The sequence below is a fragment of the Streptomyces sp. MS19 genome (assembly GCF_047200595.1).
In the GTDB taxonomy this organism is placed as follows: domain Bacteria; phylum Actinomycetota; class Actinomycetes; order Streptomycetales; family Streptomycetaceae; genus Streptomyces.
Genome location: NZ_JBJZOH010000008.1, coordinates 117,920 through 135,572 on the forward strand (window position 1 = coordinate 117,920; position 17,653 = coordinate 135,572).

At 75.4% G+C, this 17,653-nt stretch carries 15 protein-coding genes and 1 tRNA gene; 11 read left to right on the top strand and 5 right to left on the bottom strand.

Annotated elements, in window-relative coordinates; genetic code table 11:
* Positions 1-66: 66 nt before the first annotated feature.
* A complete protein-coding gene (locus ACL02R_RS11285) occupies positions 67-369 on the top strand; it encodes a GroES family chaperonin (protein WP_362961921.1) in 303 nt (100 codons plus the stop codon).
* A 188-nt stretch (positions 370-557) separates the two neighbouring features.
* Here the strand turns inward: ACL02R_RS11285 and ACL02R_RS11290 are convergent, their stop codons facing one another.
* Together ACL02R_RS11290 and ACL02R_RS11295 are read right to left on the bottom strand one after the other, a co-directional pair.
* Positions 558-2,888: a transglycosylase domain-containing protein gene (locus tag ACL02R_RS11290; RefSeq protein ID WP_412796721.1), complete on the bottom strand. Its 2,331-nt coding sequence runs from the start codon at positions 2,886-2,888 to the stop codon at positions 558-560.
* Positions 2,889-3,336: 448 nt separating this feature from the next.
* A complete protein-coding gene (locus ACL02R_RS11295) occupies positions 3,337-4,650 on the bottom strand; it encodes an SGNH/GDSL hydrolase family protein (protein ID WP_412796809.1) in 1,314 nt (437 codons plus the stop codon).
* 120 nt (positions 4,651-4,770) lie between these two features.
* Between ACL02R_RS11295 and ACL02R_RS11300 the strand changes: the two genes are divergently transcribed.
* From ACL02R_RS11300 to ACL02R_RS11340, 9 genes are all read left to right on the top strand, one after another.
* Positions 4,771-6,042 (top strand): DUF445 domain-containing protein, encoded by a 1,272-nt coding sequence (locus ACL02R_RS11300; RefSeq protein WP_412796722.1) that lies wholly within the window; start codon positions 4,771-4,773, stop codon positions 6,040-6,042.
* 23 nt (positions 6,043-6,065) lie between these two features.
* Positions 6,066-6,152: transfer RNA gene (locus tag ACL02R_RS11305), tRNA-Leu, on the top strand.
* 70 nt (positions 6,153-6,222) lie between these two features.
* Entirely contained in the window at positions 6,223-6,651 is a 429-nt protein-coding gene (locus ACL02R_RS11310; RefSeq protein ID WP_412796723.1) for an OsmC family protein, read from the top strand.
* Between the two features lie 151 nt (positions 6,652-6,802).
* On the top strand, positions 6,803-7,108 hold the full coding sequence (locus ACL02R_RS11315) for a trypco2 family protein (RefSeq protein WP_412796724.1): 306 nt from the start codon (positions 6,803-6,805) through the stop codon (positions 7,106-7,108).
* Between the two features lie 7 nt (positions 7,109-7,115).
* A complete protein-coding gene (locus tag ACL02R_RS11320; protein ID WP_412796725.1) occupies positions 7,116-11,117 on the top strand; it encodes a trypsin-like peptidase domain-containing protein in 4,002 nt (1,333 codons plus the stop codon).
* Between the two features lie 39 nt (positions 11,118-11,156).
* Complete coding sequence (locus ACL02R_RS11325) at positions 11,157-11,633, top strand: hypothetical protein (protein ID WP_412796726.1); 477 nt, start codon at positions 11,157-11,159, stop codon at positions 11,631-11,633.
* Positions 11,614-11,751: a type II toxin-antitoxin system RelE/ParE family toxin gene (locus ACL02R_RS11330; RefSeq protein WP_412796810.1), complete on the top strand. Its 138-nt coding sequence runs from the start codon at positions 11,614-11,616 to the stop codon at positions 11,749-11,751. The genes ACL02R_RS11325 and ACL02R_RS11330 overlap by 20 nt, the downstream gene beginning before the upstream one ends.
* Positions 11,723-11,995: a helix-turn-helix domain-containing protein gene (locus tag ACL02R_RS11335; RefSeq protein ID WP_412796727.1), complete on the top strand. Its 273-nt coding sequence runs from the start codon at positions 11,723-11,725 to the stop codon at positions 11,993-11,995. The genes ACL02R_RS11330 and ACL02R_RS11335 overlap by 29 nt, the downstream gene beginning before the upstream one ends.
* 95 nt (positions 11,996-12,090) lie before the next feature.
* Positions 12,091-12,402 carry an antibiotic biosynthesis monooxygenase family protein gene (locus ACL02R_RS11340; RefSeq protein ID WP_412796728.1) on the top strand — a complete coding sequence of 104 codons (312 nt, stop codon included), beginning with the start codon at positions 12,091-12,093 and terminating at the stop codon, positions 12,400-12,402.
* Between the two features lie 7 nt (positions 12,403-12,409).
* Here the strand turns inward: ACL02R_RS11340 and ACL02R_RS11345 are convergent, their stop codons facing one another.
* Positions 12,410-12,904: a hypothetical protein gene (locus ACL02R_RS11345; protein ID WP_412796729.1), complete on the bottom strand. Its 495-nt coding sequence runs from the start codon at positions 12,902-12,904 to the stop codon at positions 12,410-12,412.
* An 84-nt stretch (positions 12,905-12,988) separates the two neighbouring features.
* Between ACL02R_RS11345 and ACL02R_RS11350 the strand changes: the two genes are divergently transcribed.
* Positions 12,989-15,928, top strand: coding sequence for a polysaccharide lyase family 8 super-sandwich domain-containing protein (locus tag ACL02R_RS11350; protein ID WP_412796730.1), 2,940 nt, complete (start codon positions 12,989-12,991; stop codon positions 15,926-15,928).
* Here the strand turns inward: ACL02R_RS11350 and ACL02R_RS11355 are convergent.
* Together ACL02R_RS11355 and ehuA are read right to left on the bottom strand one after the other, a co-directional pair.
* On the bottom strand, positions 15,918-16,679 hold the full coding sequence (locus ACL02R_RS11355) for an IclR family transcriptional regulator (protein WP_362961774.1): 762 nt from the start codon (positions 16,677-16,679) through the stop codon (positions 15,918-15,920). The two genes, ACL02R_RS11350 and ACL02R_RS11355, sit on opposite strands and share 11 nt — an antisense overlap.
* Before the next feature lie 132 nt (positions 16,680-16,811).
* Entirely contained in the window at positions 16,812-17,615 is an 804-nt protein-coding gene (gene ehuA / locus ACL02R_RS11360) for an ectoine/hydroxyectoine ABC transporter ATP-binding protein EhuA (protein ID WP_412796811.1), read from the bottom strand.
* Positions 17,616-17,653: the final 38 nt, after the last annotated feature.

A 17,653-nucleotide genomic window follows, 5' to 3' on the forward strand; every position in this document is an offset into this window, starting at 1 on the left:
GGATACGGTCTCTCCGTGAGTCCTACGCCGACCCCTCCCGCCTCGCCTGACAAGCTGCCCATCCGGATGCTGCACGACCGGGTGCTGGTGCGCGCCGACACGGCGGAGGGCGAACGCCGCTCCTCCGGCGGCATCGTCATCCCGGCGACCGCCGCCGTCGGCCGCCGGCTGGCCTGGGCCGACGTGGTGACCGTGGGGCAGAACGTCAGGACCGTCGAGCCGGGCGACCGCGTGCTCTACGACCCGGAGGACCGGGCCGAGGTGGAGGTGCGGGGCGTCTCGTACATCCTCATGCGGGAGCGCGACCTGCACGCCGTGGCCGCCGAGCGGCTCCAGGACGCGGACGGCGCCACGGGGCTGTACCTGTAGGTCACCAGCGCCGGCGCACGGCCGCCTTCCCGCCCGTCACCAGGCTCGCCGGCGGCCTGGTGCAGTGTGCCGAGCCTGGCCGCCCGGACGAACGATCGCCATGCCTCGGTGTCCACCGGCACATCGTAGGGAGGCACAACCGGGGGTTGTGGCCCGCCGGCGGGCGGTTGTGCGGGTGCGGCGGGCGGTCAGGGCCTCCTGACGCCCGGCACGGCGGGCGGGCCGCCGGTCGGGGCGGGTTCCGCCGGTTCCTCGGGCGTGCTCCCGCCGCCGGGCTCCTCGGGCGTCTCGGGTTCCGCCGGTTCGGCGGGTTCCTCAGGGGCGGACGGCTCCGCCGGTTCCGAGGGCTCCTCCTCAGGCTCCGCTGGCGCCTCGGATTCCGCCGGCTCCTCCCCGCCGTCCTCCTCGGGCCCCGGCGACGGCCGCCCGCCGCCCTCGTCGGGCGCCCGGCCGCGTTCCGGACCACGGGGACGCAGCTCGGGGTCCGGCTGCCGTGACCGCAGCGAGAAGTCCCGCTCCTCCTCGCCCTCCAGGGCCTCCGCCGTGTACCGCGCCCAGATCCGCGCGGGGTAGCCGCCGCCGCTGATGCGCTCCTCGCCGCGCACCCCGTACAGCTCCTTCTGCTCCCCGGAGACGGGGTCCTGGCCGAAGACGGCGACGACCGTGGCGAGTTGCGGCGTGTAGCCCGCGAACCAGGCGGCCTTGTCGTCCTCCGCCGTGCCCGTCTTGCCCGCCGCCGGGCGGCCCGCGGCCTGGGCCGCCGCGCCCGTGCCGACGCGTACGACGTCCAGGAGCACCTCGGTCGTGCCGTCCGCCGCCTCGCGGGAGATCGCCCGGTCCGGGTCGCGGCGGGGGAGGTCCACCTTCTCGCCGTTGCGCGTCACCTCGGCGATCAGCGTCACCTCGCGGTGCAGGCCGTGCCGGGCGAGGGTGGCGTACGCGCCCGCGACGTGCACGGTGCTCGGGGTCGCCGTGCCGAGGGAGATGGAGCCCTGCGCCGAGTCGAGGCCGGGGGTGTTCTCCGGGATGCCGAGGGCCACGGCCGTCTCCTTGACGCGGTCGGGGCCGACGTCCTCGCCCATCTGGGCGAAGACCGCGTTGACCGACTGGTCCATGGCCTCGGCGACGGTGATGGTGCCGTAGTCCTCGTCGTTCTCGTTCTCCGGGGCCCAGCCGGTCGGTTCGCCGTCGCGGCCGATCACCTTGCGGCCGCTGTCGCCGTCGTACTCCGTGCGCGGGCCGATGCGGTCGCCGTCCTCCGTCTCGGAACGCCGGTCGAGCGCCGCCGCGTAGACGAACGGCTTGAACGTCGAGGCCGCCTGGTAGTCGCGGCGCGTCGCGTTGTTGACGAACTGCTCGGTGTAGTCGCGGCCGCCGTACATCGCGACGACCTCGCCGCTCGCCACGTCCACCGACGTGGCGCCCACCCGGGCGAAGCGGTCGGGGGCGCTGTCCATGTCGAGCCCGTCGAGGAACGTCTTCTCCACCGCGCGCGCCAGCTGGTCCTGCCGGTCGGGGTCGAGGGTGGTGCGCACGCGGTAGCCGCCGTCGCGCAGGTCGCGCTCCTCCGCGACGCCGTTGGCCCGCAGGTACCCGGCGGCGGCCTCGACCAGGTAGCCGCGCTCGCCCGACAGCTGGTCGGTGGCGATCTCGTCCGGCTCGGGGAACTCCAGGTCCTCGCGCCGCGACTTCTTCAGCCAGCCCTCCTTGACCATGCCGTCGAGCACGTAGTCCCAGCGGGCCACGGCGCGGTCGCGGTTCTCCGGGTCGGCGCGCACGTCGTACGCCCCCGGCGCGTTGAGCAGCGCGGCCAGGTAGGCGCCCTCGGCGGTGTCGAGGTCCTTGGCCTGCTTGCCGAAGTAGGCGCGTGCGGCGGCCTGGATGCCGTACGCGTTCCGGCCGAAGTAGCTGGTGTTGAGGTAGCCCTGGAGGATGTCGTCCTTGCTCTCCTCCCGGCCCAGCTTCACCGCGATGACCAGCTCCTTCGCCTTGCGCCCGAGGGTCTGCCGCTGGTCCAGGTAGTAGTTCTTCACGTACTGCTGCGTGATGGTCGAGCCGGACTGCTTGCCCTCGCCGCGCACCATGTTCCACACCGCGCGGGCCATGGCCTGCACGTCCACGGGCGGGTCGTCGTAGAAGCTGCGGTCCTCGGCGGCCAGCACGGCGCGGCGCACCGTCAGCGGGACGTCGTCCAGCGGCACGTTCTCCCGGTTCACCTCGCCCGCCACGGCGATCTCCGAGCCGTCCGCGTACAGGTAGACGTTGCTCTGCGCCGCTGCCGCCGCCTTGGGTTCGGGGATGTCCACCAGGAAGTACAGGGTGACGAGGCCGCCCATGGCGAGCAGGACCACCAGCAGGACGGCGCCGAGGGCCCCGCGCCAGGTGGGCACCAGGCGCCGCCAGCCGCGGCGGTCGCGCCGCCGCCCGTCCTGTCCGTCCGGGGGAACGGCCGCCCGCCGCGAGGGCCACTGCCGCCAGCGGGCGCCGCGTCCCGCCCGCCCGTCGCTGTCGTCGCTCATGGCTGCCGTCACGCCTCCCGCACGGTGCGTCCGCCCGCCGTCGCGGTCCGTGAGAACCACTCTGGCACCGGGCGCGCCGAACCCCCCGTGCGGTTCCCCCGTCCGGGGACCGGCTCACCCGGAAGGAGGGCGCCGGCGCCTTTCCCGTGGCGCCGGGCCACTGGGCCCGGGGAGACGGCGCGGGACGCCGGTGACACGCGTGCCGGGCGCTCGCTCAGGTGAGAACCTCTCCGGCTTCGCTGCGCAGCGCGCCATCATCCACCACCCGCTGACGCCGGCCGCCGAAGCGGGCCGCGGAACGCTTCCGGGGGACGCGCCGCCGGGCAGGGGGGAACCTCGCCGCGTTACCGCATCGCCCGGGTGTGCCCGGTACGCGTGGCGATCCGGTGCCTTGCGATGCACGGCGTCCGACGACGCGGACCGACCCGCCACGATCCGGACGACCCACCTACAGCGTGCGGTCGGCGCCCTGGGCGAGCCGGGCCAGGTCCACGGCCTCGGCCATCGCGCGGTAGCCCGCGTCGCTGGGGTGCAGCCCGTCGCCCGAGTCGTAGCGCGGCAGCAGGCGGTGCGGGCGGGCGGGGTCGCGCAGGACGCGGTCGAAGTCGAGGACGGCGTCGAAGACGCCGCCCGCGCGGACGCGGGCGTTCACCTGCTGCCTGACGCGTTCGATCGCCACGGCCTCGTCGCGGTCCCAGTCGAACGGCGTGAGCGTCGCGCCGACCACGTGCAGCCCGGCGGCGCGCGCCTCCTCGGCGAGCCGGGTGAGGCCCGCGACGACCACGTCGGGGTCGGTCACGTGCGGGCTGATGATCAGGTCGTTGATGCCCAGCTGGAGGACGAGCGTGCGGGCGCCCTCCTCGTGCAGGACGTCGGCGGCGAGCCGCCGCTCCCCGCTCGCCCCGTAGAACAGGCGGTCGAACGGAGCGTCGAACAGCAGCCGGTTCCCGCTGATGCCCTGGTTGAGCACCGCCATCCTGGGCGCGCCCGGTTCGTCGCGCAGCCGGGCGGCGAGGAAGTCGGTCCAGCGGCGGTCGGTGTCGGGCGTGGAGGTGACGCCGTCGGTCAGCGAGTCGCCGAGGACGACGACGGCGCCGTCCGTGTAGGGCGTGAAGACCTGGACGCCGGTCACGTAGCGCCAGTGCTGCGTCGTCTCCGTGTACGCGGCGCCGCTCTCGTCGCCCGCCAGGTCGCCGACCGCCGCGTAGCCGGTCTGCTGGGCGACGCGGTGGTACGTCACCGGTCCTGACGGCTCGGGCGCGTACACCGTGACCAGCAGGTGGGCCGCCGCCGGGACGTCGAGGTCCACGGGGTCGCTGACCGCCGTCTCACCCGCGGGCACGGTCACCGACGTGCCGCCGCCGAACGTCAGCCGCCGCATCGTGCCGGGGCGCGCCCCGGGGCCGCGGTCCGCCGCGAGGGCCACCGTGACGTCCGTGAACGTCACGGGGCGCGTCCCGTACCGGTTGGTCAGCTCGACGCGCGCCCGGCTGCCGCCGACCGACGCCGCCACCACGTTCCGCAGCGACCTGCCGGGCAGCCCGTCGCGCGTCCCCGGCTCCGCGCCGGAGGCCGCCCCCGACCACGTCCCCACCCACTCGCCGCTCGCCGCGGGCCGCGCCTCGGGCGCGGGCACCGCCTCGGGCGCCGGGGCCGCCGCCACGTCCCGCCGGGTGTCCCGGCCCGCGCCGACGGCCACGAGGACGCCGAGCAGGACGGCCAGCAGGCCCGCGAGCAGGGCGAATCCCCACCGTGCTCTCACCACTCCCACCGGCATATCGTCCCACGATCGGACGAGCCCGGCTCACTCGGCCGGAGGACACGGCCGCCCCGTACGGCGTACCCGCCCCGTTCGCCCCGCCGGGACGGGACAATCGGAAGCATGGACGAGACAACGGTGCTCAGCCCCGGCGACGCCGCCCGCGCGAGCGGGCTGCGGCGCATGAAAGCGGTCGCGACGGGGCTGCTGCTCCTGGTGACGGTGGTGTACGCGCTCGCGAACTGGGCCGAGCACCAGGGGGCGGGCGCCTGGGCGGGGTACGTCGCGTCCGCCGCGGAGGCCGGGATGGTCGGCGCGCTCGCCGACTGGTTCGCCGTCACCGCGCTCTTCCGGCACCCGCTCGGGATGCCCATCCCGCACACCGCGATCATCCCCACCAAGAAGGACCAGCTCGGCCAGTCGCTCGGCGACTTCGTCGGCGAGAACTTCCTCGCCGCCGACGTCGTCCGCGACCGGCTCGCCGCCATCGGCATCGCCGGCCGCCTCGGCGCCTGGCTCGCCCGCCCCGAGAACGCCGACCGCGTCACCGCCGAACTGGCCACCGCCGTGCGCGGCGGCCTCACCGTCCTGCGCGACGCCGACGTCCAGGCCGTACTCGGCGAGGCCATCACCCGCCGTGTCGGCTCCGCCGAGGTCGCCCCGCACCTCGGCCGCCTGCTGGAGCGCACCGTCGCCGACGGCGGGCACCGCCGCACCGTGGACCTCTTCGTCGGCCAGGCGCACGACTGGCTGGTCAAGCACCGCGACACCGTCCTCACCGCGGTCGAGGGCGGCGCGCCCGGCTGGACCCCGCGCTTCGTGGACCGCCGCGTCGGCGACCGCGTCCACCGCGAACTGCTGCGCTTCGTCACCGAGATGCGCGACGCGCCCGACCACCCGGCGCGCACGGCGCTCGACCGCTTCCTCACCGACTTCGCCCGCAGGCTCCAGGACGACGCGGAGACCCGCGCCCGCGTCGAGAGCCTCAAGTCCGAACTCCTCGCCCGCCCCGAGATCCAGGACCTCATCGCCTCCGCCTGGGCCAACGTGCGCGCCATGATCATGACGGCGGCCGAGGACGAGCGCAGCGCCCTGCGGCTGCGCGCCCGCGCCGCCGTACTGGCCGCCGGGAACCGGCTGGTGACGGACGCGCGGCTGCGCGCCAAGCTCGACGGCTGGGTCACCGACGCCGCCGTGTACGTCGTCTCCGGCTACCGCGCCGAGATCACGTCCCTCATCAGCGACACCGTCTCCTCCTGGGACGCGCGCACCACCTCGCGCAAGATCGAGCTGCACATCGGCCGCGACCTCCAGTTCATCCGGCTCAACGGCACCGTCATCGGCGCGCTCGCCGGGCTCGCCATCCACACCGTCACCCGGCTGCTCGGCGGCTGAGGGCCGGTAGGATGAGCCGCCGGGCGGCCGTGATGGAACTGGCAGTCATGCTGGGTTTAGGTCCCAGTGCGCTCGCGCGCGTGAGGGTTCGAATCCCTCCGGCCGCACCACCCGTCCCCCGGGTAGCGTGGGCATCGCAAGGCGACCTGCTTCCCGCGTTCCTCCAGGAGGATCGAGCACATGGCAACCACACGCACCGCGACGACGAACTGGGCAGGCCCCCTGATGGGAGGCTCGGGCACCGTCGCCCTCGACTCCTCGGGCGTCGGCTCGTTCGACGTCACCTGGGCGTCCAGGGCGGAGGACCCGAACGGCAGGACCAGCCCCGAGGAGCTGATCGCCGCGGCCCACTCGTCCTGCTTCTCCATGGCGCTCTCGCACGGCCTCGCCGGGGCCGGCACGCCGCCCGAGACGGTGCAGACCCAGGCCGACGTCACGTTCCAGCCGGGCGAGGGCATCACCGGCATCGTGCTGCGCGTCAAGGCGCGCGTGCCCGGCCTGTCCGCCGAGGACTTCCAGGCGGCGGCCGAGAACGCCAAGGCCAACTGCCCCGTCAGCAAGGCCCTGGCGGGTGCGCCCATCTCGCTGGAGGCCGAACTGCTGGCCTGACCCGGCCCGTCCGCCCGCCCGGCGCCGCGCTTCCCGTCCCGGGGGCGCGGCGCCGTCGCGTTCCGGGAACGTTCGGGCACCCTCCGGCGTTGCTGCTGGTAGATTCCGAACATCCCGGTGAATGCCGGGCGTTCACCGACCGGGGGGCCGTATGGACATCGAACTCGCCGACCTGCTCGCCTCTCTGAGGTCCGAGATCGGCCGCGCGCGGCTCGACGCGGAGGGCGCGGACGTCCGCTTCCGCATCGACTCCATCGACCTCGAACTCCAGGTCGCCGTCGAGCGCACCGCCGAGACGGACGCGGGCGTGCGCTTCTGGGTCGTCTCGCTCGGCGGCAAGGGCGCCGCGAAGTCCGCCGAGACGCACGTCGTGCGGATCGGCCTGTCCGCCGAGACCGCCGCCGGCGGCGCCGTGCTGACCGGCGACGACGTGTCCGGCCTCCTCGCCGGAGACTGACCGGGGGATGGGCCCGTTCGACCCCGCCCGCGTCGCCGAACTGGTCGTCGGGCGGGGCACCTCCTACGGCTCCGGGTACCGCATCGGCTCCCGGCTCGTCCTGACGGCGGCCCACCTCTTCGACCGCGCCGGCGGTACGGGCGGCGGGGAGACGGCCTGTACCGTCCACCTCGGCGGGGACGCCACCGGCCGGCCCGGCACCCTCGTGTGGCGCGGCGACGGGCACGACATCGCCCTCGTCCGCCTCGGCGGGGACGCCGCGCCGGGCACCGTCCCGCCCGTCGCCCTCGGCACGCTGCGCGGCGGCGTGGGCCGCGTCCCGTTCACCGCCGTCGGCTTCCCCGCGTTCGCGCAGCGCCCCGCGTCCGGCGCGGTCACCGGGCTGCGGCGGCGGGACAGCCGCCAGATCGACGGCTTCGTCCAGCTGGGCTCCAACGTCAAGTCGGGCCTGCTGGACCTGTCCGTCACCTCGGCCCCGCCCCTGCCCGCGGCACCGGGCGCGGGCGACCCGTGGCAGGGCATGTCGGGCGCCGCCCTGTTCGTCCGCGACGGGACGCTCCTCGTCGGCGTGCAGAGCGGCCGCCTGCCCGCCGCCGGGACGGGCGGCGCGGAGGCCGTGGCGCTCGCCGCCGCCCTGGACGACCCGGCGTTCACGGACCAGCTGGTCCTGGACGGCGTACGCCCCCTGCCGGTGCCGGTCGACCCGCCGGACCGGCCCGCCCGCGACCCGCTGGCCGCCGTCCTGCCGCAGCAGGAGGTCGTCGAGGGCCTCGGCGACTTCGGCAGGAACCTCACGCCGGAGCGGCTGCCGTTCGTCAGTCCGGGCAGCACCCACGAGGCCGACCCCGACAACCTCTTCCGCCGCCTCGTCGCCTCCGCCGACCGGGGCGTGCTGCTGGTCGGCGCGGCCGGGACGGGCAAGACCCGTACGTGCATGGAGGTGGGCCGCAGGGCGCTGGCCGCCGGGTGGCGCGTGCTGCACGTCCTGCCGGGTGAGGACGCGTCGGTCACCGACGAGGTGGCCGAGCGGGTGTTCGCCGAGCCGGGGCCCGTGCTGGTCGTCGTGGACTACCTCAACGAGTCGCTGCTCGACCTGCCCGCGCTGCGGCACCGCTTCATCCCGGAGGCGCACCGCCGGGGCGTGCCCGTCGCGCTGCTGGCGTCCGTACGGCCCGGCTGGCTGCGGCGGGCCGACCGCGCGCTGCTGCACGAGCTGTTCGACGAGGTCGCGCTGCGGCAGGACGAGGCGTTCCAGCAGGAGGTGACCGACCGGGCGCTGAGCACCGTCGCCCGCGAGGCCGTGGACAAGCTCGGCATGGACTGGATGCTGTCGGTCTGCGGGCGCCGCCCCATCGTCGCCCTGCTGATCGCCCAGGAGATCGAACGCCGCGTCGCCGCCGGGCGGCCCGTCCTGGCCACGGTCGGGCTGCGCTCGGGCGGCGAGCTGGCCGCCTGGCTGGAACGCAGGCTGCGCGAGGACGGCCTGGCCGTCGAGGGCGGCGGGGACGCGTTCACGCCCGCGCGCGCCTCGCCCGCGCTGGTCGCGGCGGCGGCGGCCGTGGCCGCCTGCCCGCAGCAGCGCACGGAGGTGACCGCCGCCGCGCGCGCCGCCCTGGCCGGGGCCCCGGAGGGCTCCCCGGCGGCGGAGGACATCGTCGCCACGCTGGTCTCCCTGCGCTGGCTCGAACCGGGGGGCCCCGCGGACACCGCCCTGTCCGTGGCGCACGACCTGGTGGCCGACCAGCTGGTCCACTCCGTCGTCCTGCCCGAGCCGGACGCCGCCCCCGACCGCGCGAACGCCGACGCCCTCCTCGCCGGCTGCCTCACCCACCCGCGCACGCTGGGCCGTTACGCCGTCACCCTCGGGCGGCTCGTCAACGACCTCGCGCTCGCCGGGAGCGACGGGCGGATCACGCCCGTGCTCGACGCCTGGTTCGCCGGGCACACCGCCGGGATCGGCCGCCTCGTGCGGACGGACAGCGACGTCGGCGGCTACGCGCTCGGCGCCCTGTGCTCGGGCCCGCCCTGGTCGGCCGCGGCCGTGCGCGGCTGGGGCGAGGTCGTGACGCCGTGGCTGACCGACTTCGGTACGGGCCCGAACGCCCGCCATCTCCTCTACAAGGGCCTGCGCTATCTCCCGACGGAGGGCGCCCCGCTGCTGGTCCCCACCGCGCTCGCCTGGCTCGTGCGCAACGGGCACGCGCTGCACGCCAGCTTCGTCCTCGGCCCGCTGCTGTTCCGCACCGACCTCGCCCCCGCCGACGCCGCCCGCGCCGTCCGCACCGCCCACTCGTGGCTCGACGTCCACGGCACGGCGGTGGAGGCGCGCTTCGTCCACGGGCCGCTGCTGACGCGCGCCGACCCCGGCTCGCCGGAGGCGGCGGCGGCCGTCGCCGGGGCGCTCGCCTGGCTGGAGACGTACGGCGGCGCGGGCGATGCGCAGCACGTCCTGGGGCCGCTGCTGCTGCGCCCCGACCTGCCGCCGCAGGACGCGGAACGGGCCGTCGCCACCGCGTTCGCCTGGCTCGGCGCGCGTCCGGGCGGCGGTGGCTGGCAGTTCGTGCTGGCGCCGCTGCTGGCGCGGGCGGGCCTGCCGCCCGGCGACGCGGCGCGCGCCCGTGGGCTCGCGTTCGCCTGGCTGGAGGGCCAGGGCGCGGCCGACGGGAGCCAGTTCGTCCTGCGGCCCCTCCTGATGCGCGCCGACCTGACGGCGCGGGAGATGCGGACGGCGGTCGGCACGGCCCTGGCCTGGCTGGGGGAGGAGGGCGAGGCGGGCGACGCGCAGTTCGTCCTGGCGCCGCTGCTGGCACGGGCCGACCTGCCGCCCGGCGAGGCGGCGCGCGCCGTCGCGCGCGCCCGCGCCTGGCTCACGGTCCACGGCGCCCTCCCGCAGGCCACCTTCGTCCTGCGCCCGCTGCTCGCCCGCGCCGACCTCGGCCCAGGCGACGCCGAACACGTCGTCGGCACGGCCCTCGGCTGGCTGCGCGACCGCACCGACGCCGTCGAGGCGCAGTTCGTGCTGGCGCCGCTGCTGGCGCGCGCCGACCTCGGGCGCAGCCGGTCCGCGCGCGCCGTCGGGACGGCGCTGACCTGGCTGGACCGGCACGGCGACGTCGCGGAGGCGCAGTTCGTCCTCGCCGCGCTGCTGGCCCGCACCGACCTGTCACCCGCCGACGCGGCGGTGGCCAACCGTACGGCCCTGGCCTGGCTCGACGGCCACGGCGACCACGCCGACGCGGGGTTCGTCCTGCGCCCGCTGCTCGCCAGGGACGACCTCGCCCCGGACGACGCCCGCCTGGTCGCGGACCGCGCCCTCACCTGGGCCCGCGGCCACGCCCACCGTGCCGACGCCGACTTCCTGCTCGGCGCCCTGCTGCGGCACCTGCGGCGCGAGGACATCCCGCCGGACGTCATCGGCCTGGTCGACACCTGGGTCACCGAGCACCTGCCCGACGGCGACTTCACCTACCTCAGCAAGTGGGTGCTGCGCAGGCGGCTGATGAGTCCCGCCGTCTTCGACGCCCTGCTCACCTGGTGCCGCACCCACGGGGACAGCGACGACCTGTTCCACCGGATGGCGGGCGCCGGGCCGGCCGTCGCCCCGTACATCCGCCGCACGGACCGGGCGTACCGCTGGCTCGACGCGGTGGAGGCCTGCCTCGACCTGGCGGAGCAGCGCGGCCCCGCGGCGAACGTCGACGGCGTCCTCGACACGATCATCTGCAACCTCGCGGACTGCTTCACCGCCGGTATCGCCGCCGCCCGCGCCGACGACCACATCCAGCGCTGGGCGGCCCTCCCGTTCGCGATGAACCCGTCGGTCTTCGTCTACAAGGCGCAGATCGTCCGCCGCTGTCACGCCATGATCCTCTCGGGCCGCTACGCCCCACCCGACGCCGAAGCCCTGGCCCGCCGCCTGCACACGTGGATCTCCCACTGGCACACGTACACAGAGCGCACCTCACTGCTGGCCTACATCACGACGCACATGCTGCCCGCCAAGGACTGACCCAACTCGACTGCGCCGCCGGGTGGTCATGCTGCCGCCATGGCCTGGTTCACCCTGCTGAGCGCCGTGGTCGGCGCGCTGATCGCCACCGGGTCCACCGCCTTCCTGGACCACCGCCGCCGGCGCCGCGACCGCTCCGACCAGGGCCGGACGCTGCGCCGCGAGCTGTACGGCGCGTACCTGGCCCAGCTGTCGGCCACCAGGAACGACTTCCGCAGCCTCGCGCGCGACGAGACCGCCACCGTCGCCGAACGGGCCGCGGCCGCCCGCGACAGCTTCGCCCCCTGCTGCGGCCTGCGCTACCAGGTCGCCGTCACCGCGCCCGCCGCCGTCGTCACGGCCTCGGAGGCGACGTTCCGCCGCCTGCGCGACATGCGCGAGACCGTCTCCGACGGCACCCTGGCGGGCGAGACGCCCTACGACCGCGCCGGGGGCCACTACGAGGACGCACTGGCACTTTCGCCCCGGGTCGGCCGGCGCCGGCGAGGTACGGCTGCTGTTCGTCTTCGACCCTGACAGGCAGGCCGTCATCCTGGTCGGGGGTGACAAGGCCGGCAATTGGTCCGGCTGGTACCGGAAGGCCGTCCCGCGGGCGGAAGAGGCGTATGCACAGCATCTGGAACGCATCGACTGAAAGGACGGAAGCGATGGCACCGGACCACTCGAAAGATCCGCAGGCCGTTTCCTGGGACAGGCTCACCGAGGAGTTCGGCTTCACCGGCGCCGAGAAGGAGCAGATCGCCCGCGGCGCTCAGCGGATGATCACCGCTTCCCGTGTGCATCGGCTCGCCGAGGTCCGGAAGCGCCAGCACACCACACAGGTGGAGGTCGCGCGGGCGATGGGTGTCACGCAGGCGCGGGTGTCCCGCATCGAGTGACGCCACCGCGGGGGCCGGTGTAGCAGACTGCGACCGTACGGGTCCCGTCGCCGCAGGGACGGTGGGGCCGATGAGCCGGTGTGAGGAGTGGTCGCGTGTCCGTGGTGAAGATCAACGTGCTGACGGTGCCCGAGGAGCGGCGGGAGGAGCTGGAGGAGCGGTTCGGGGCGCGGGCCGGGATGGTCGAGGGGGAGGACGGCTTCGAGTGGTTCGAGCTGCTGCGGCCCGTCGAGGGCACGGACCAGTACCTCGTGTACACCCGCTGGCGCAGCGAGGAGGACTTCCAGAAGTGGTTCGACGGGTCCATGCGGCAGGCGCACCAGGGCGGCGGTCGGCGGCCCGCCGCCGCGGGGGCGACGCTGTGGTCCTTCGATGTCGTGCAGCAGGCGGCGCCCAGGAAGGGCTGACGGGCGGTCAGCGCGCCGTACGCCAGGCGGCCTCGAACGTGTCGGCGGGGATCTCCAGCGGCGCGAGGTCCGGGTCGTAGAGGTCGCTCGGCGGGTTGAACAGCCAGTCGTCGGGCCCCGAGCGCATGCCCTCGCCCGAGGGGGCGATCTCGATCTGGCGCAGGCGGCGCCCGTCCGGGCCGAGTTCGCACAGGTGGACCGCGCCCGCGTCGCCGTCCATGCGCAGGTGGACGCGGTCGCGGCCGGCCAGGGCGCCGAAGCCGGGCCGGTCGCGCTGGGCGTCGCGTGCCGCCCGGAAGGACGACAGCGGGTTGGGGTGCGGCGCGTCGAGGTCCACCTCGGGCAGCGGCGCGTCCAGGGCGCGTGCCCAGCTCAGCACCTGTTCGGACGTCACGACTTCGACCCCGGCGCAGGCGAGCACGACGGCCTCGGCGGAGGAGGCGCGCACCCACCACCACAGCGCGCCCATGCCGTAGTCGTGCGTGACCAGGAAGCGTTCCACCCGGGGAGCCTATCCGGCGGGCGGCTGGGCGGTTCCTGGGACGGGTAGGTACTTCCGAACTGCTGAGCGGAAGTGGTGGTGCGGATGAGACGGCGCACGGTGATCGCGGGCGGTATCGGCCTGGCGGCGGCGGGGGCGGTGTCCGGGGGCCGCGCTGTGGCGCGGCAGCGCGCGGCGGACGGCACGTACGGCGAACTGCTCGACCGCTGGCGCGCCGTGCTCGTCGGCCCCGGCACGCCCGGCGGCCCGTACGCCGACGCGTACGCCCGCTCGGTCGCCGCGCAGGACCGTACCGCCGTCGCCCGGCTGGCCACGCTGCTCACCGCCGACGACGCCCCCTCGCCCTGGGCCGACCTGCCGCTCGGCGAGGACCCGGCGCTGTCCGCGAACGTCACCGCCGCCGCCGACCGCCTGCGGTCCATCGCGGTGGCCACCGCCACCCCCGGCGGACAGCTGTACGGGGACGCGGACGCCGCCGCCCGCGCAGGGGCCGGCTTCCGCGTCCTGTGGCGCGCCCGCTACCACGCCGGGCAGACGCAGTACGGCAACTGGTGGGACTGGGAGATCGGCACCCCGCGCGCCCTGACCGACGCCCTGACCCTCCTCGGCCCCGCCGTGGACGCCGCGACCGCGGCCGGACTCCTCGCCGCCGTCGACCACTTCGTCCCCGACCCGCGCCGCATGCTGCGCGGCGAACTGGAGTCCACGGGCGCCAACCGCGTGGACCTGTGCCGCGTCGTCGCCGTCCGGGGCGCGCTCGGCGCCGACGCGGAACGGCTCGCGCTGGCCGCCACGTCCCTCGCCGGGGTGCTGGATCCCGTTCCGGTGGGCGACGGATTCCACGCCGACGGGTCGTTCATCATGCACACCTCGGTCGCCTGTCCGGGGACCTACGGTGAGGTCCTTGTCCGCGGCATGGCCGAGCTGATGCGGCTGCTGGTGGACACCGAGTGGGACGTCGCCGCCCGCGAACGCACGCTGACGACGGCGGCGGTGGACGGCACGTTCATCCCCCTCACACAGCGCGGCCTGATGCCCGACGCGCTGCGCGGGCGCGCCATCGCCCGGCACAACGCGACCGACGCCGACGACGGCTTCAAGCTGGCCGCCGACCTCCTCCTGCTCGCCGACGCCCTCCGGGCGGGCGAGGCGCCGGACGCCGCCCGGCTGCGCGGCACCGCCAAGGCCTGGCTGACGCACAACACTTGGCGCGATCTCGCCGTCCGCCCTCCCGCGCAGGTCGCCCTGGCGGGTACGGTGCTCGCCGACGACGCGGTGGCCCCCCTGGGCGGGCCCCTCGGCCACTTCGGCTACGACAGCATGGAGCGCTACGTCCACCGCCGCCCCGGCTGGGCGTACTGCCTGTCGCTCAACTCCGACCGCGTCGCCCGCTACGAGTACATGAACGGCGAGAACGCCCACGGCTGGCACACGGGCGACGGCGCCTCCCTGCTCTTCACGGACGGCGACCCCTACCCGTACACCGACGCCTACTGGCCCACCTGCGATCCCAAACGCCTCGCGGGCACCACCGTGGACACCGCGCCGCTCCCCGTCGGCGCGGGCGGGGACAACGACCATGTGCCGCTGTCCGGCACCCGCTGGTCCGGCTCCGTACGCCTCGGCGACACGGCGCTCGCGGGCTGCGACCTGCGCGGTACGGACTCGACGCTGCGCGCGCGCCGCTCCTGGCTGTTCCTGGACGACGCCGTGCTCACGGCGGGCTCCGGCATCACCGCGACCGGCGGACGCCGCATCGAGTCCGTCGTCGAACACCGCCAGCGCCCAGGCGCGTTCACTGTGGACGGCACACCCCAGCAGCACGCCCCCGGCGAGACACGCGCCCACCCCGGCGCACGCTGGGCGCACCTCGGCGGGACGGGCGGCTATGTCTTCCTGCACACGTCCGCGTCCGGCACGACGCGCAGCCTCCGCGAGGACCGCGAGGGCGCGTGGAGCGACATCCGGCAAGGCGGCCCGGCGGCGCGCCTGACACGGCGGTACCTGACGCTGTGGCACGACCACGGCACCGACCCGGCGGACGCCGCGTTCGCCGACCTGCTGCTGCCGGGCGCGTCCGCCGAAGGAACCGCCGAACGGGCCGCGGCGCCCGGCGCGGAGGTGCTGCGGCTCGACGGGGAGGCGCACGCCTTCCGGGCGGGGCAGGTCACGGCGGCGCTGTCTTTCACCGGGGGCACGGCCTTCACCGCGGGCGCAGCCGCGGGGATCACCGTGGACGGCCCGTGCGCGGTCCTCGTACGCGAGGGGGAGGGGACGCTGCGGGTGGCGGTCGCGGACCCGTCCCGTTCCGTACCGGCGGTCACCGTGCGGATCGCGGGCACCGGACAGTACCGCGCGCTGCGGTCGGCGGACGCGGGGGTCACCGTCCTGGGCACGGGCCGCGCCGGACTGCGGCTGCGCGCGGAGACGGGCGGCACGCGGGGCGCGAGCCTCACCGCGGAGTTCACCACCGCCGGGGCACCGGCACCCACGGCGGATGTCACGGAGATCGCGCCCGAAGCCGACGCCACCGTGCGCGGCGGCGCGTACGCCGAACAGAACGACGGCACGGGCGATGTCCTGACAGTGCGCCACGCCCAGCAGGCCGACGACACCCGGCGCGCCTACCTCCGCTTCCGCCTGCGCGGCCACCACAGGGTCGAGCGCGCAGTGCTGTGGGTGTACGGCGCGATCCCCAAGGACCCGGACAGCAGGGCGTCCGACATGCTGCACCACCCCCTGCGGGCCCACTCGACCGCGCACACCGCGCGCTGGGACGAACGCCGCATCACGTGGAACACCGCGCCCGCCCCCGTCGCGGCGCTGGGGGAGGGGCTGCTCACCACCTACCCCGACTGGACGGGCATCGACGTCACCGACGCCGTACGGGCCGCCACCGGGCGGGGCGGCGGCGGGGACGTCACGTTCGTCCTGGCCCAGGACACCGAGGGGCCCGCCATGCTGCTGGACAGCCGCACCGGCGGGACAGGCCACGCGCCCCGGCTGGCCGTCGTCACACGGTGAGGGACAGCAGCGTCGGCGCGGCCTGCCGGTTCAGCGCCTCCGCGGCCTTGCGCAGCCGGTGCGCCTGCCCGACCGGCAGCGACAGCGCGAGGCAGCCCACGGACGCGCCCGCCGTCAGCGGGACGGCCGCGCACAGCGTCCCGATCGCGTACTCCTGGAGGTCGAGCACCGGCATCGTCGCGGGCTGCCGGTCCAGCGCGCTCAGCAGGACGCGCGGGTCGGTGATGGTGCGGGAGGTGAGCCGGGCGGCCTTGTGGCGCGCCAGGTGGTCGCGGCGCCCGTCGTGGTCGAGCTGGCCGAGCAGGCACTTGCCGATCGCGGTGGCGTGCGCCGCCGACCTGAAGTCCACCCACTCGTTGACGGTCGGCAGCAGCGGGGCCTCGGAGGTGTGCGTCACCTCCAGCTCGCCGTCCGCGTACCGCCCGAGGTACACCGCCGCGCCGACCGCGTCGCGCAGGGCGTCCAGCGCCTGCTGAAGCTTCTCCTGCCGCACCACCCGCCCGCCCTCGCCGCTGCCGCCGAGCCGCAGGAGCCCGTCACCGGGGACGTACCCGCCGTCCGGCAGGCGCCGGATGTACTCGTCGCGGTCGAGCAGCCGCAGCAGTTGGGCCAGCCGCGTGGGCGGCAGGCCGGTCCTGCTCGCCAGTTCGTCCTCGCGCAGGCCGTCGGGGTGCCCCGCTATCGTCTCCAGCAGCCTCATCGCGTGCCGCACGGAGTGGAACGGTGTGGTCCGCCCGCACGTGATCGCCACGTTCGCCTCCTGACAGCGCCGGTCCGGTGAGCGGCGGATTCCAGCGTAGCGACGAACGGCCGTCCGGACGTGCCGGTTCCGGCCGTTCGCCGCCCGCCGGAGAGGCACGCGGCGCCACATGCGGGCGGGGGGTCACAGCACCGTGCTGAGGAACTCCCGCGTCCTGGCGTTCTCCGGGTCGCTGAAGATCTTGTCGGGCGAACCCGACTCCACGATCCGGCCCTTGTCGAACATGAGGACCGCGTCCGAGATGTCCCGGGCGAAGGTCATCTCGTGCGTCACGCACAGCATGGTGATGTCGGTGCTGTGCGCGATGTCCCGCAGCACGTCGAGCACGCCCGCGACCAGTTCGGGGTCGAGCGCCGACGTCACCTCGTCGAGCAGCAGCACCTGCGGGCGCATCGCCAGCGCGCGGGCGATCGCGACGCGCTGCTGCTGGCCGCCGGACAGCTGGCTCGGGTACTTGTCGAGCTGCTCGGACAGGCCGACCAGCTCGATCAGTTCGCGGGCACGCTGCTCCGCCTCGTCCTTGGAGAGGCCGAGGACGTGGACCGGCGCCTCCATCACGTTGCGCAGGACCTTCATGTTCGGGAAGAGGTTGAACTGCTGGAAGACCATGCCGATCTTCTTGCGCACCTCGCGGACGTGGCGGTCGCCCGCCTTGACGAGGCGGCCGCCACGCTCCTCGTGGGTCAGCAGGTCGCCGTCCACGCGGATGGTGCCCTCGTCGGGGGTCAGCAGCGTCATCAGCAGGCGCAGGATCGTCGTCTTGCCGGAGCCGGACGGGCCGATCAGCGTGACGTGCTTGCCCGCCGCGACGGAGAAGTCGAGCCGGTCGAGGACGGTCGTCCCGCCGAAGCGCTTGGTGACGTTCTCGAAGCGCACCAGCTCGCTGCCCGCGGCGCGGCTGTCCGGCTTCGTGAGCACGTCCGGCACCAGCGGGTCGGCGACGGTCGGCTCGGCGGCGGTCGGCT